General features: G+C 50.6%; 9 protein-coding genes and 1 pseudogene. 6 read left to right on the top strand and 4 right to left on the bottom strand.

What is annotated here, in order from left to right; genetic code table 11:
• Positions 1 to 813: 813 nt before the first annotated feature.
• The 4 genes from ntrC to Q9L42_RS18065 form a co-directional block, all read right to left on the bottom strand.
• Positions 814 to 2,229 carry a nitrogen regulation protein NR(I) gene (ntrC, locus tag Q9L42_RS18080; protein ID WP_305907019.1) on the bottom strand — a complete coding sequence of 472 codons (1,416 nt, stop codon included), beginning with the start codon at positions 2,227 to 2,229 and terminating at the stop codon, positions 814 to 816.
• A complete protein-coding gene (glnL, locus tag Q9L42_RS18075; RefSeq protein ID WP_305907020.1) occupies positions 2,216 to 3,295 on the bottom strand; it encodes a nitrogen regulation protein NR(II) in 1,080 nt (359 codons plus the stop codon). Before glnL ends, ntrC begins: the two co-directional genes overlap by 14 nt.
• Positions 3,296 to 3,487: 192 nt before the next feature.
• Positions 3,488 to 4,897, bottom strand: a complete 1,410-nt coding sequence (gene glnA / locus Q9L42_RS18070) for a glutamate--ammonia ligase (RefSeq protein WP_305907021.1) — start codon at positions 4,895 to 4,897, stop codon at positions 3,488 to 3,490.
• Between the two features lie 360 nt (positions 4,898 to 5,257).
• The gene (locus Q9L42_RS18065) at positions 5,258 to 6,442 is read right to left on the bottom strand and encodes a porin (RefSeq protein ID WP_305907022.1); all 1,185 of its coding nucleotides are present in this window, start codon (positions 6,440 to 6,442) and stop codon (positions 5,258 to 5,260) included.
• Between the two features lie 867 nt (positions 6,443 to 7,309).
• On the opposite strand from Q9L42_RS18065, the gene glnK reads away from it, so the two are divergent.
• From glnK to ltrA, 6 genes and pseudogenes are all read left to right on the top strand, one after another.
• Positions 7,310 to 7,648: a P-II family nitrogen regulator gene (gene glnK / locus Q9L42_RS18060; RefSeq protein ID WP_305907023.1), complete on the top strand. Its 339-nt coding sequence runs from the start codon at positions 7,310 to 7,312 to the stop codon at positions 7,646 to 7,648.
• Between the two features lie 20 nt (positions 7,649 to 7,668).
• Positions 7,669 to 8,931 carry an ammonium transporter gene (locus tag Q9L42_RS18055; RefSeq protein WP_349431549.1) on the top strand — a complete coding sequence of 421 codons (1,263 nt, stop codon included), beginning with the start codon at positions 7,669 to 7,671 and terminating at the stop codon, positions 8,929 to 8,931.
• Positions 8,932 to 9,088: 157 nt separating this feature from the next.
• Positions 9,089 to 9,427, top strand: a complete 339-nt coding sequence (locus Q9L42_RS18050) for a P-II family nitrogen regulator (RefSeq protein ID WP_305907026.1) — start codon at positions 9,089 to 9,091, stop codon at positions 9,425 to 9,427.
• A gap of 133 nt (positions 9,428 to 9,560) precedes the next feature.
• Positions 9,561 to 10,853 carry an ammonium transporter gene (locus Q9L42_RS18045; protein WP_305907027.1) on the top strand — a complete coding sequence of 431 codons (1,293 nt, stop codon included), beginning with the start codon at positions 9,561 to 9,563 and terminating at the stop codon, positions 10,851 to 10,853.
• Positions 10,854 to 11,347: 494 nt separating this feature from the next.
• The gene (locus Q9L42_RS18040; RefSeq protein ID WP_349431548.1) at positions 11,348 to 14,083 is read left to right on the top strand and encodes a diguanylate cyclase domain-containing protein; all 2,736 of its coding nucleotides are present in this window, start codon (positions 11,348 to 11,350) and stop codon (positions 14,081 to 14,083) included.
• A 750-nt stretch (positions 14,084 to 14,833) separates the two neighbouring features.
• Positions 14,834 to 15,627, top strand: a pseudogene (gene ltrA / locus Q9L42_RS18035) (group II intron reverse transcriptase/maturase); the annotation flags it as partial.
• Positions 15,628 to 15,691 lie beyond the last annotated feature (64 nt).

The raw sequence follows: 15,691 nt of genomic DNA, 5'->3' as shown, positions 1-15,691 counted from the left end.
ACCGTCGGCTGGCCCATCGTAGGGCGGATTCGCCGCCAGGCAATCCGCCTGGATACGCACAACGGCTAATTTTTCCCCGGTGGCGGGTTTTGGCGGCTTGCTTCGCGAAGCCGCCCTACATTGGCGGATCCGCTGCGCTTGATCCACCCTACGTTGGTATCGCAACCGTCGGCTGGCCCATCGTAGGGCGGATTCGCCGCCAGGCAATCCGCCTGGATACGCACAACGGCTAATTTTTCCCCGGTGGCGGGTTTTGGCGGCTTGCTTCGCGAAGCCGCCCTACATTGGTGGATCCGCCACGCTTGATCCACCCGTTGGTATCGCAACCGTCGGCTGGCCCATCGTAGGGTGGATTCGCCGCCAGGCAATCCACCTGGATACGCACAACGGCCAATTTTTCCCCGGTGGCGGTTTTTGGCGGCTTGCTTCGCGAAGCCGCCCTACATTGGTGGATCCGCTGCGCTTGATCCACCCTACGTTGGTATCCCAACCGTCGGCTGGCCCATCGTAAGGGGGATTCGCCGCCAGGCAATCCGCCTGGATACGCACAACGGCTAATTTTTCCCCGGTGGCGGTTTTTGGCGGCTTGCTTCGCGAAGCCGCCCTACATTGGTGGATCCGCTGCGCTTGATCCACCCTACGTTGGTATCGCAACCGTCGGTTTTTGAGGGAGCCCTGCACGATGAGTGCTTTTCGCGCCGAGGGCGGCGCTCCTACGGAAAGGTCAGGGGGCGCGCAAGCATTCCCTGATTAAACTTTTGATCTTCAAATTGGGAATGGCTGCAATTTTGCCTCGTCATCGAGGCAAGGCGCCTATTCCTGGATATTAAGCTCTTTGATTTTACGGGTTAGGGTGTTGCGGCCATACCCCAATAATGTCGCGGCCTCATGACGCTTGCCATGAGTGAACTTTAGCGCCGAACTGATCAGGATCGATTCGACCACCGGGATCGATAGTTTGGCGATATCTTGCTGTCCGCTCGATAATTGCTGATTGACCCAGTTTTCATAAGCGGATTCCCAGTTCTCGGCCTTGCCGCTCGATGACCTTGTTTGGCGGGGGGTCGATAATTCCGGCGGCAAGTCTTCCATGTGGATTTCGCGCCCGGAAGCCATTACGGTCAACCAACGACAGGTATTCTCCAGCTGGCGTACGTTGCCCGGCCATTCCAGTGAGCTTAGGAAGGCTTCGGTTTCCGGCCGCAAGATTTTGATTTCGGTATTCAGCTCTCTGGCGCTTTGTTGCAGGAAATGGCGCATCAACAGGCCTATGTCTTCGCTGCGTTTTCTCAACGGCGGGATATGAATGCGAATCACATTCAGACGATGAAATAAATCTTCCCGAAAACGCCCCTGGGCGACCAGGCTTTCCAGGTTTTGATGGGTGGCGGCAATGATACGCACATCCACCTTGACCGAGGAATGGGCGCCGACCGGATAAAATTCGTTGTCGGCCAATACCCTTAACAAACGAGTTTGCAATTCGGCCGGCATATCGCCGATCTCATCGAGAAACAAGGTGCCGTTGTTGGCCTGTTCAAAACGTCCTGCGCGTCGAGCTTGGGCGCCGGTGAATGCGCCTTTCTCGTGACCGAACAGCTCCGATTCCATCAGGTCTTTCGGGATCGCCGCCATGTTTAAGGCGATGAACGGTTGCTTGGCGCGCGGGCTATGGCGATGCAATGCTTTCGCGACCAATTCCTTGCCGGTGCCCGATTCGCCGTTAATCAAGACGGTGATGTGGGAGCGGGCCAGGCGGCCGATGGCGCGAAACACTTCCTGCATCGCCGGAGATTCACCGATAATCTCCGGTGTTTCCTCGATGATATCGGCATCCGCCTCGGCGCCCTTGCTTTGCCGGCTATGGGCGCAGGCGCGTTGGACGATCTCGACGACTTCATTGATATCGAACGGTTTAGGTAGGTATTCAAAGGCTCCGCCATGGAAGGCGGAAACGGCGCTTTCCAGGTCGGAATGAGCGGTCATGACGATGACCGGCAGTTCGGGATAGCGGTTTTGAATGTTTTTCAGCAGTTCAAGCCCATCCATGCCGGGCATGCGGATGTCGGTGATCAGCACATCAGGCAGGCTTTCTTTGAGTTCATTCAGAAGATTGGATGCATTGGCAAAGCTTTGGGTTTCGATGGAGGCTTTTTGCAGGGCTTTTTCCAGTACCCAACGTATCGATTTATCGTCATCGACGATCCAGACCCGGTTAGGCATTTGCATGATTATTCTCCAGGGGAAGATAAATTGAGAACACGGTGCGGCCCGGCACACTTTCGCATTCGATCAGGCCGTTATGTTGGTTGATCAGCGACTGGGCGATTGACAGGCCCAGTCCGGTGCCTTCGGCGCGGCTGGTGATCATCGGGTAAAAAATTTTTCCCATCAATTCCGCTTTGATGCCCGGACCGTTATCGATGATGTCGATTTTGGCCGTGAGCTTGTAAAGTTTGCGACCGATCGTCATATGTCGTTGAACCCGGGTCTTCAGAATGATCTCGCCATGACCTTTAAGAGCCTGCACTGCGTTTCGGACGATGTTCAGTATGGCCTGGATCAGCTGGTTTTTGTCGGCAAAAATTTCCGGAATGCTGGGGTCGTAATCGGCAGTCAGGATGATGTCGTCCTGACTTTCGGCACAGACCAGTTGCCTGACTCGTTCCAGCGCTTCGTGTATATTCAACCAGCATTTATGGGCTGGATTTTTAGGGCCCAGCATCTTATCCATCAAACCCTGCAAACGGTCCGATTCGGCGATGATGATTTGGGTATATTCTTTTAGATCCGCGTCCTCCAACTCCTGATCCAGCAATTGCGCGGCGCCGCGCAAGCCGCCCAAGGGATTTTTGATTTCATGGGCCAGTCCCCTGATCAGCATGCGGGTCGTGTTCTGCTGCGCCAGTAGCTGCTCCTCCTTGGTGATGCGTAAATGGCGGTCGACTTGTTGTAGCTCAACGACCACGCCGGTAATTTGTCCTTTTTCGATGATCGGAGTGGCGCTGAAATTGACCGTCAGCGTCTGATTGATGCGGTTTAGCGGTAATTCTCTGTCGACTAGCGACTCCTGTGAGTTTAGGCAATGTCGCAAATTGTTATACAGGCTGGAGTTGCAGGGTCTGAATAAAGCCTTAGCCGAATGTCCGGTCAGATGTTTGGCGCTATCGGCAAACAAAATTTCACCGGCCGAATTGATATAGGTCAGATTCAACTCGTTGTCGAATAACAGAATCGCTTCATTCAGGTGATCCAGGATTTTTTTGTGATCGCTATTGGCAAGGGAATATATCATGTTTACTTCACAAGCAAGTAATATACCAATACTGGTTGGTCGAGGCTGGCGCGGAGCTAGGTATTTATCCGCAGGATTGGCAAGTTAGACAGCTTAATAAGGAGAAAGATTGCACAATTATGGCGCGCGCAAAAAAAACGCCCCAAAATGGGGCGTTTGTGGCCTTGTGGCGTTTTGCCGGGTCAATGAGCTTTACAAGCTGTAGTACATGTCGAATTCTACGGGATGCGTGCTCATGCGCAGGCGTTGCACCTCTTCCATCTTCAGGTCGATATAGCCGTCAATCGCATCATCGGTGAATACGCCGCCTTGAGTCAGGAACTCGCGGTCTTCATTCAACGCTTGCAGGGCTTGATCGAAGGAGTGGCAAACCTGAGGAATGCTTTTTTCTTCTTCAGGCGGCAAGTCATACAGGTCTTTATCCATCGCATCGCCTGGATGGATTTTGTTCTGAATGCCGTCCAGTCCGGCCATCAACATGGCCGAAAACGCCAGATAAGGGTTGGCCGTGGAATCAGGGAAACGAACCTCGATACGGCGCGCTTTCGGGTTGTTGACGAAAGGCACGCGGATGGAAGCTGAACGGTTGCGCGCAGAGTAAGCCAGCATAACCGGAGCCTCAAATCCTGGCACCAGGCGTTTGTAACTATTGGTCGATGCGTTGGCGAATGCGTTGATCGCCTTGGCGTGCTTGATGATGCCGCCGATGTAATACAATGCGGTTTCCGACAGGCCGCCGTAGAGATCGCCTGAGAACAGGTTGACGCCGTCTTTGGATAAAGATTGGTGAACGTGCATGCCGCTGCCGTTGTCGCCGACTAAGGGTTTGGGCATGAAGGTCGCTGTCTTGCCGTAAGCATGGGCGATGTTCGCGATGACATATTTCAATTCCAACACTTCATCGGATTTTTTCACCAAGGTATTGAACTTGGAGCCGATTTCACATTGACCGGCGGTCGCGACTTCGTGATGGTGTACTTCGGTGGTTTGGCCCATTTCTTCCAACACCAGGCACATCGCGGAACGCATATCCTGTAAGGAATCAACCGGTGGAACCGGAAAGTAACCGCCTTTGACACTAGGGCGGTGACCGATGTTGCCGTCTTCGTAGACTTTTTCCGAGTTCCAGCCGGCTTCCTCGGAATCGACCTGATAGGAGCATTTGCCCATTTCAGTGTTCCAGCGCACATCATCGAAAACGAAAAATTCGTTTTCCGGACCAAATAGCGCGGTGTCGGCGATGCCGGTCGATTGCATGTAGGCTTCCGCGCGTTTGGCGATGGAGCGTGGATCGCGTTCGTAGCCTTGCATGTCTTTGGGTTCGATGATGTCGCAACGCAGAATCAGGGTGTTGTCATCAAAAAAGGGATCGATCACAGCGGTGCTGGGGTCGGGCATCAAGATCATATCCGATTCATTAATCCCTTTCCAGCCGGCAACCGATGAACCATCAAACATTTTGCCTTCTTCAAAAGTGTCTTCATCGATCGTGTGGGCAGGGTAAGTGACGTGCTGTTCTTTGCCTCGGGTATCGCAAAAGCGAAAGTCAACGAATTTGACATCGCTTTCCTGGATCATTTTAAGAACGTTATCTACTGACATTAGTCAAGGTCTCCTAAACATTTGTTTCTATGGTTCATCGAAATTTAAGCGGATATAACGATATCACCAATTGGGGTAAAGTGCTATAAAAAACCAGCAATTCCCAATTTGAGTATTTTTGCGGGGTTTAGGGCATGGGGTGTGTCTGTCGAGGAGCGCCGTAAACCCATCCATGGGGGCTTGACGGCAGCATCCTTGCTGCCGACATCCTCGCCAAACACACCCCATGCCCTTTTTGAACGCCAAAGTGGGAATTGCTGATAAAAAACAAAGCTTCCGGCCTATTTGAGGGGGGAGGGCCGAAAGCTTTGTGTTAAGCTTTAAATCTTGCGTCTTTCAAGGTTGCAAAAAAACGATGGATTAGAACGTGATAATCATATCCATCGCAACTTGGACTTGTTCATTTTTGTTGCCGCCAAAAACAGCGCCCGCACCATTGGTATCGGCCCAGTCATAACGAACTTCCGGACGGAGTTTCAGCCACGATAAAGGCGAGTAGTTTAAACCAGCAGTCGCTGCATAATAATTAGTGCCGAAAGAATTGATGCGGCCGCCTCTATCGCTGAACCATTCGGCGCGCAGACCGGCCGATAGTTTTTCGTTAATGTCATAGGTCAGATATTGGTTGATGCCGTACCAGTCTGCGTCGTCACCAGGTGCGTTGCCATCTTCTACGACGCCAAAATCGTGTTGGAACACATAGTGCAGGTTATCGGCAAAATCGTGGCCGAAAACGACGCTGTACATCGTGGTGTTCTGACCGACCGAGTCATCGCCGTCTTCACCGCTGATGAGAGAAAGCGCCAGCCAGGTTTTTTCGTCATCGCTGGTCCAGTTGGCGCCGCCCAAGAAACTCCAGTCTCCGCCTTCTCGGCGGAAATTATCCCAGCCGTCCACGGCGCCGCCGCTAATCGACCAGTTGTCATTGATTTGGTAAGTCGCCAAAGCGCCGGTATGGGTGAACGGCTCGCCATAGTTCATGGTGAAGGCGTGAGAGTAAAAGAAGTTATCCGGCGAAGTGACGACTTCATAGCCGATGATGGTGTAGAAGTGGCCGGCTTTGACGGTTAAGCCGTTGCCGATGGGGGCGAAGATTTCGGCGTAGGCCTGCGGGAATGCCACATCATATTGATTGAAATCCTTGTTTTCGTCGGAGCCGAGAATCTGGTCATCCCAGCCGCCTGCCTGGGTGGAAGGCGCGTCGGTTCCGAACATGAAATCGACGCGGCCGCCGATATCCCACTCTGAACCGCTGGTGTCCACGGCTTTTTCCACATACAGATAAGCCTGATTCAATTGGAATTCGTTGACCCGGTCGGTGCCAAACGGAATTGCGCCGTTGTTGCCGCTCTTATTGCTGTGAGAAGCGTAGGTAATGCCGGCATCAGCCCAGCCGCCAATTTCAATACCCAAATCTTTTAAAGCTTGAGTGTCATTAACATTGTTTCCTGTCAATGATTCGACAAGGCCTTCGGCATGTAAGTTGACGCTGCCGGTTAGCAGTACGCCGCCGATCAAAGGTGTAGCGATAAGATTTTTTCTCATTAAAGATCTCCTGGATAAAGTTCAGGGTTACCTCAGCAATTAACGGGCCACTTTTCTAAGTCGTTGAAAAGGTGTAGGAATGAATTGTAAGTATGGCGCAACTTATGTTGTTTTTGTGCAACTTTGGTGCAAATTGCACCGCAATGGTGCAATAAGAGCATAAAGGCTTATGGGCCTAAAGTCATCATGAATTAGCTTTGAGAGGCAATAGGGCTGTTTTAATTCGTTATGCCTTGTTTTGCTGGTGAGGCGGCAATGTCCTTGATGCCGCTTTAGAAATAACCTGAGTTCGGGTTAACTATTCAGTATCTTTCAGGGTTTCGGCGGCGCTCCTCGACAGATACGCCCCATGCCCTAAACACAGCAAAAATGCTCAAACCGAGAATAGCTGGCGCCTGCCGAGTACCCGTCATATATAAAGTGACTGAGTACTCGCTTGGAATTTGCTCGAATGATTCGTGGTGTGCAATCTGTCGGCGGGGGAGTGACATGCCACAGGGTAACATTGTTGCGTATGTGCAACGGTGTGTTGGGATTTGATATGGGCGTTCCTGTCGCTATGCAATGGTGCAATGCGGGTTTTATTGCACCACAATTGTGCGGCCGAGTGAGCTTTTTAGGGAAGAATCGATTAAGTCGTTACTGTCACAGTCGGTGACAGCAAGTCATTCGTTTTGTAAGCCGTTGGCTACCGCTTTGCCAACGGCAATCACAGAGAGATCCAGAGGTGTGTCTATTCTGCGTTTCCTCCAGTTAAAACGATCTTGCTTTACAAAATAAAACCGCGTTTTTTCGCTTTGGCATGCATAGTGCATATGGGGTATTCGAGTGACAACTTAATTGTGAACCAGAGATAGGTGTTGATCTATGAAATTAATAACCGCTGTTGTTAAACCCTTTAAATTGGACGATGTGCGTGAGGCGCTTTCAGACATTGGGGTATCCGGTGTGACAGTCACCGAAGTTAAAGGTTTCGGCCGCCAGAAAGGGCATACAGAGCTCTATCGGGGAGCCGAATACGTGGTTGATTTTTTACCGAAAGCAAAAATCGAAGTGGCGATTGCAGATGACCAGGTCGAGCAGGCGGTCGAAGCGATCACCAGCGCGGCCAATACCGGTAAGATCGGTGACGGCAAAATTTTTGTTTCAAACCTAGAACAAGTCGTGCGTATCAGAACCGGTGAAACGGGCGAAGAAGCGCTATAAAACAATTACAGGAGATACAAGTGGAAAACTTAAACAAAATCGTAGAATTGAGTTATGCGCTGGACACTTTTTATTTTTTGATCAGCGGCGCCTTGGTGATGTGGATGGCGGCCGGATTTGCCATGTTGGAAGCCGGCCTGGTGAGGGCGAAGAATACGACCGAAATTTTAACCAAGAATGTCGCCTTGTTTGCGATTGCCTGCATCATGTATATGCTTTGCGGTTACAACATCATGTATCCGGATGAGGCGGTAAACAGCGTTTGGCCGGGGATCGGTTTCTTAATCGGTGGCGATAATTCTCTGGAAGAGGTGCTGGCCAGCAAGGGCGAAACCTATTATTCGGGCATGTCGGATTTCTTTTTTCAGGTGGTGTTTGTCGCGACCGCGATGTCGATTGTTTCCGGCGCTGTCGCGGAAAGAATGAAATTATGGTCGTTTTTGATATTTGCCGTGGTGATGACCGGCTTTATCTATCCCATGCAAGGTTTTTGGAAATGGGGCGGTGGTTTTCTGGATGAAAAAGGTTTTCTGGATTTTGCCGGTTCCGGTGTCGTGCATATGTGTGGCGCGACGGCGGCGTTGACAGGGGTTTTATTGCTGGGCGCACGGAAAGGCAAATATGGACCTAATGGCGAAGTACAACCGATTCCTGGCTGCAACTTGCCTTTGGCGACCTTGGGAACATTTATTCTATGGATGGGCTGGTTCGGTTTTAACGGCGGCTCCGAATTGAAGATATCCGATGTCGGTGAAGCGAATGCGGTGGCGCTGGTTTTTGTCAACACCAATGCCGCAGCGGCCGGCGGCGTTGTCGCGGCCTTACTGACCTCCCATTTCTTGTTCGGCAAGGCTGATTTGTCGATGGTTTTGAACGGCGCTTTGGCGGGCCTTGTTGCGATCACAGCGGAGCCGTTAACGCCGACACCATTGGTGGCGACGATCATAGGCGGCATAGGCGGCATTCTGGTGGTATTTTCGATCATCGGCATGGATAAGCTGAAAATCGACGATCCGGTCGGTGCGATTTCGGTGCATGGCGTGGTTGGCACCTGGGGATTGCTGGCCGTGTGTATTTCCAATCCTGAGGCGAAGCTGTCGTCTCAATTGCTAGGCATTGTGACCATATTGGGTTTTGTCTTTGTCACCAGTCTGCTGACTTGGTTTGTGATTAAGGCGGTGATGGGACTCCGCGTCAGCGAAGAGGATGAATATCATGGCGTCGATTATTCCGAGTGTGGCATGGAGGCTTATCCGGAGTTTACCGACACCAGCAAAGGCTAGCGCTTGTTCGCCGAAATTAACGGGCGCCTAGGCGCCCGTTTTCGTGCTTGAAAAGGACTTGGTCGGGGAGATTTTCGCGGCGTAAATTGTATGTTGCTCTGGAATTATTTATTATTGCCGGCAGGCAAGATTTTTTAATCATACAACTGGGGATAACATGAAATTAATTACCGCGATTATCAAACCATTTAAATTGGATGATGTGAGAGAAGCATTATCCGAGATTGGTGTGACGGGGGTGACGGCGACTGAGGTGAAAGGTTTCGGCAGGCAGAAAGGGCATACGGAGTTGTATCGAGGAGCGGAGTATGTCGTGGACTTTTTGCCCAAGGTTAAACTGGAAATTGCAGTCGCGGAAAGCGTCGTCGATCAGGCTGTGGAAACCATCGTCAATGCAGCCAACACCGGAAAAATAGGTGATGGCAAAATCTTCGTTTCCGAATTGGAACAGGTGATCCGGATCAGAACCGGAGAAACCGGAGAGGATGCCATTTAACAGTCTGCCCGGATAAAGATAACTCAGTCGCATAAAATCGCCCCTGTCTGTGCTTGGCATGGATAGGGGCGATTTTGTTGCATCAGGTCATCGTTATTTAGAAGGCAGATCAATAATACTGTGGTAATAAATAATGAACTCAACAACAAAAAACTTGATGCTTGTGGCGATGTTAGCGCTGCCAGAATTGGCGTTAGCCGATCAATTAAATCAGGCCAATACGGCTTGGATATTAACCTCGACGGCCTTGGTGCTGTTCATGACCCTACCGGGCTTATCCCTGTTCTACGGCGGCCTCGTCAGAGGTAAAAACGTTTTATCGGTGCTGATGCAGTGTTTTGCGATTACCTGTCTGGTATCGCTGTTATGGCTGGCCGGCGTCTATAGTTTCATATTTGCCGATGGCGGCGAATGGCAGAAATTCATCGGCGGTTCCGCTAAGGTTTTCATGCCTGACTTACGGACGGAATCATTAAGCGGCGATATCCCGGAAACCGTATTTTTCATGTTCCAGATGACCTTCGCGATTATTACCCCAGCCCTAATCGTCGGCGGTTTTGCCGAAAGGATGAAGTTTTCGGCGATGCTTTGGTTCAGCGCCTTATGGTTGGTTGTCGTTTATATGCCGGTTTGTCACTGGATATGGGGAGGAGGCTGGCTGGCCGATTTAGGCGTCAAGGATTTTGCCGGCGGCATCGTGATTCATGTCAATGCCGGGGTCGCCGCCTTGGTTTCGGCATTGCTTCTGGGTAATCGTAAGGGCTTTCCGACTACGCCGATGCCGCCGCACAATATGACGATGGTAGTCACCGGCGCCGGCATGTTATGGGTCGGCTGGTTCGGTTTTAACGGCGGCAGCGCCTTGACTGCCGATGGTTCTGCCGGCATGGCTATTTTGGTAACTCATGTTGCGGCGGCGGCTGGGTCGTTGACCTGGATGACGATGGAATGGATGCGTTTCGGCAAACCAAGCGTGTTGGGTATCGTTACCGGCATGGTGGCCGGACTGGGCACGATTACTCCGGCCTCCGGTTTTGTCGGGCCGGCCGGGGCGATATTTATCGGCATCACCGCGGGCGCGGTGTGTTTTTCTGCGACCCAATATTTTAAACGGGTGCTGAAGATCGATGATTCGCTGGACGTCTTTCCCGTTCATGGCGTCGGCGGCATTATCGGCTCTGTTTTGACCGGCGTGTTTGCCGCGGAAAGCCTTGGCGGTCTTGGACTGCACGGCGTCAGCATCGCCGACCAGGTCAGCATTCAGGCTTTGGGCGTGCTGGTGACGGCGTTATGGAGCGCCGTGTTCAGTTTTGTGATTCTAAAACTAATCGATAGCTTGATCGGTTTAAGAGTCGACGCCGATGAAGAGCTGCAAGGTCTGGATATCGTTCTACACGAAGAAACCGGCTACCATAATCTTTATTAATGTGATGTAGAGCAAAATTTTGCTAAACGCCGTCTTTTTTGAGGCGGCGTTTTATTGTTTTTATTCTAGCAATTTGCTAGTTTTAAATCCGTCAGAGGCCATTTTGTCAGAGCGATCTATCAATCGAAGGATATGATGAGTAGGAGCATCCATTTTCTTTCAACCGGTAAGATCAATTGCTGATATGATTGACGCTGATCATACTTTTCAAATGGCTGGGTCATCGTTAGTTATTGAAAATTTTTTTGTGTGAATAATCTCATTTCATGCGAATTATGAGCATTTACTCGAGGTCGCATAAATTAAGGATTCCACATTTAACGGGTACAGTAATCTAATTGATCAGCATTCTCCTAATCACGACAAAGCATTGAGCCAGTAGGCGCCGGTGATATTTACGCATTCCGCTTGAGTGACTGAGTCAAAAAGTTAGCGATTTAGCTTAGTGTGCGGCCGTATTCGCGCCTAAGTTGATACTTCGGATTGAATTTGCTATGCGCCAAAGACAACTATTACGGATTATCGGCGATAATTTCTTATTAATATCGATATATTATTTGGCTGGACACTTGTCGATGCATTTTTTGGCAACGCCTCCCAGTAATGCCGCGGTTATCTGGCCGCCGGCTGGTATTGCGCTGGCGGCGGTATGGGTGCGTGGTTATCGGCTGCTTCCGGCTGTGTTTATCGGCGATTTGATCATAGCGATCGAGATCTTTGGCTTTGGCGAGTTTAGTCCTCGAATGTTCTCACTGATGGTTGGCTTTCAAGCCTGTTTGTCGGCGGCCTTGGGGGCTTTCATGATCAATCGCTGTCTCAAGCCGAAAAATCCTCTGTTGGATAACCGTTCCATCTTTGCGTTTTTTTGCTTAGGCGGCCCCTTAAGCCAATTGTTATCGGCGCTCATAGCGATCGGCAGCGAATTATGGTTAGGCATCATTAATCGCGGGGATATCATGGCCAGTTTTTTTACCTGGTGGCTGGGCAGCAGCGTCGGTGTGATTTTATTTGCGCCCTTGGTGCTAATTTTTATCGCCCAGCCGCGTTCTATTTGGCGTCCCCGTATCATACCGGTCGCCTTCCCACTGTTATTTCTTTGCATTAATGGTGTTTGGGCATTTAATGTTTTAAAAACGGATGAGCAAGACAGGTTGAGGCGGATATTTGCGGGGAAGGTGGATAATTTTCATCGCCAGGTCGTTAAGGATGGACTGGCGTTGGTCCAGCAGGAAGAAAATATCCGAACCTTCATTACTGCCATGTCGGCGCTATCGGCCAGAGAATTCAAAATTGTCAGCCAAGCGGCGTTGAAGGAACATAACTATATCAAGGCATTAGCATGGGCGCCGGCGAGCGAATTCGGCCCGCTGCTGTTGACCGGCGAGCTCAGCATTGCTTATATCGAGCCTCATCTTCCTCAGTTGCAATTACAACAATTTAAGCCAGCGAATGGAATGAATTGGCCGGATGTCTTGCAGCGGATCAGGGACAGCGGTCAGTTGGAATTAATCGGGCCGACCGTCGTTGATTCGATTGCAGGGCCGCAGTCACTGGCGGCATTGTTGATGCCTGTCTATCGTGACCAGCATGAATCACGCGCTTTATCGGGTTATCTCAGTCTGTTTTTCGATTATCGGGGGCTGAAGGAACAAACCATTGACTTCGCCAAGCGGCAGCATATCGAGCTGAACATCATCGAAAGTCACTCCCGGCGGCAAGCAATAAGCGCCGATCTGACCGATTATGGCTTTGAGATAGATAAGGAAATCGATATCCTCTCTAGGCGCTGGCTTTTTAACTATAAACCTAGCGAAGTATTCATCAATACGCATACGACTCTGTCCTACTGGTGGATTTTTATCGCCGGATTTTGCATCATCAGCATGTTGGGGTTTATTCTGCTGTCTGTCACCGGCCAGACCTTGCAAACACAAAAGCTAGTGGAGGAAAAAACCCGTCAGTTAAACAAACAGCATCGCCTCCTGGATTCAATATTGAATAATGTCAGGGAAGGCATCATTTCCTGCGATAGCAAGGGCAGGCTGACGATGTTGAATCGGACTGCGCAGCAACAGTATGGCCTGGAATTAGGCAATTTATCGCCTAGGAAGTGGCTAGAACGCTATCAGCTGTTTGAAATGGATGGTCAAACCCAATTAACGCCGCAGAATAATCCTCTTAACCTGGCTTTGGCCGGGAAGGAAGTCCATGCCTTTGAAATGATCATGAAAAATGCCGAATCCAACAGGACGTTGTCCGTTAACAGCCTGCCGTTAAGGGATGAGCATGAAGGCATAATCGGCGCCGTCGCATCCTTCCAGGATATCAGTTGCCAGAAGCAGTATGTTGATGAATTGAAGAAGCTGTCTTGGGCCGTTCAGCATAGCCCTAGCGCGGTCATGATGACCGACACCCAAGGCCGGATAGAGTATGTCAACGACAAGTTCGTGGAAATTAATGGCTATACACTGGAGGATGTCATTAAACGGTCGCCGCGCATTTTAAAGTCTGGAAGAACGCCGGAAACTATCTATCAGCAAATATGGCAGACTTTGGCAAAAGGCGAACACTGGCAAGGAGAATTGCTGAATCAAAGGAAAAATGGGGAGCTTTATTGGGCAAAGCAATTGATTTCACCGGTTAAAAATGAACAAGGCAAGGTCACTCATTTCATTGCGCTGATGGAAGACGTCACTGAAGTGCGAAAAAAAGCCGAAATCATCTCCTATCAGGCCAGTCATGATGATCTGACCGGTTTGCTCAACCGCAGGGCTTGTGAACAACGTCTGGAAAGAATCATTGCTGGCAGTAGACAGGATCGGTCCGAGCATGTGTTTTGTTTTCTGGATCTGGATCATTTCAAGGCCGTTAATGACAGCTGCGGACATCTTGCCGGGGATGATTTGTTGCGCGGCGTCAGTGAATTGTTAGCGAAACAACTGCGACAGCGCGATACCTTGGCCCGTCTCGGTGGCGACGAATTCGCCATCATTTTGGAGCATTGTTGTTTGTCGCAGGCGAGAGATATTGGTGCGGCGATCTGCGAAGAGATCAAACAGTATAATTTCTACTGGCAAGATCATTGTTTCAAGATAGGCGTTAGCATTGGCATGGCGAAAATCAACGCCGACTCAACCGATTTCTCCACGGTGATCGAGGAAGCGGATCAGGCCTGTTATCAAGTGAAAAAACAAGGGCGCGGACAGGTCGCGGTCTATAGCAAAACATAATGTTGAAGCGGATAAGGTGCAATAAATAATTACGCTCTATTCATTGAGAATAATAAGGTTTACGCCGTAGAGTGCCGCTGAACGAAGTGAAGCGGTGTGACTGGCATGGTAGTCAGCTAGCTGGTGAAAGTCCAGCCTTTGCCCTGTGAGAAGGGAAGAAGTAGGCGAAAGCAAGGGTGTCCAAAGAAACTCCCGGTAGCTACCCAACAGGGAAGCACGGTTACCGAGAGCCAATGCGGAATCTGAAAGAAGCTCTAGCCGAATCGGTCACCTAAACGAGAGTGAACCTTCGTAAGGCGGCAGCAAGAGGATGAGGTGCCCGCGTCCACCGAAGTCCGATATTCTCACCGTAACTTGCTGTTGTATTGAAGGTAGGTGGACCGAGATAAAGTTGACTATCTTACCCAGTGAAGGGCCGTCGGCTTCGGGTCGGTGTAACTGCGACACCTTAAGCCCTAAGCGCAGCAGTAATGCTGACGTGATGAACCGAGGGTCTGCAGATGAAGCCGTAGTAATCGTAAAGTTCGATGCCGATGAGGTTATGGTGACATAGCTGAGGGAAAAACATCGAACCAGTGACAGGAAGTTGGAGGTGAAGGGTGGAACACGTAAGCGGCCATGGCCGTTGATTATAAACTGAGGGTCTGAGATCAGCCTGACAGGAGCAATCGACTATTCGCGTCGTAAACAGTGAACGAATCGATTGCGCGAGATTGAAGAAAGGCCATTGCAAGAGAGAGAAAAAGTGAAATGAACGAACATGACCGATTGATTGAGGAACCAAGACTCTTTGACCAACTGTGCTCAACGTTGTATTTGAGTGCGGGATTTGAACAGGTGAAGAAGAACAAAGGCAAACCCGGCATTGACGGGGTCACGATAGCCGACTTTGAAGCCCGTTTAGACGAAGAGCTAAGTCGTCTGCAACAGGAATTGCAGGATTGGACTTACCAACCCTCGCCGGTTCGCCGAGTGGAAATACCTAAGCCTGGCGGCAAGGGCGTACGTCTGCTCGGCATACCGACGGTGCGGGATCGTGTGGTACAGACGACCCTGAAATTGTTGCTGGAACCGATCTTTGATCCGCATTTTTCAGGGCACAGCTATGGCTTTCGTCCGGGACGGAGTCAACACCAAGCGGTGCAAGCGGCGCAACGGATCGTGGAAAGCGGTAAACCCTATGTGGTGGACATCGACTTATCGAAGTTCTTCGATCGTATTCACCACGACCGGCTGATTGGCCGGATGGGGCAACGGATCGCCGACAAACGCATCTTGCGCTTGATCGGCATGATGCTGCGCAGTGGCGTGATGATCAACGGCGTCGTCAACCCCAACAAGGAAGGTGCGATGCAGGGCGGACCGTTAAGCCCTTGCTGAGCAACATTGTTCTGGACGAACTGGATCAGGAATTGGAAAAGCGCGGACTGGAATTTTGTCGGTTTGCCGATGACTGCAACATTTTCGTTGGGTCGCAAAAGGCGGCGGAGCGAGTGATGGAGAAAGTCAGCCAATTCATCGAAAACAAGCTGAAACTGAAGGTGAACCGGGAGAAAAGCCAAGTGGCTAAATCCGATGCGGTAAAGTTCTTAGGCTTTACCGTGGTCG

This window comes from Methylomarinum sp. Ch1-1 (assembly GCF_030717995.2).
Lineage (GTDB): Bacteria > Pseudomonadota > Gammaproteobacteria > Methylococcales > Methylomonadaceae > Methylomarinum > Methylomarinum roseum.
This window is presented reverse-complemented; position numbering and strand designations above follow the sequence as displayed.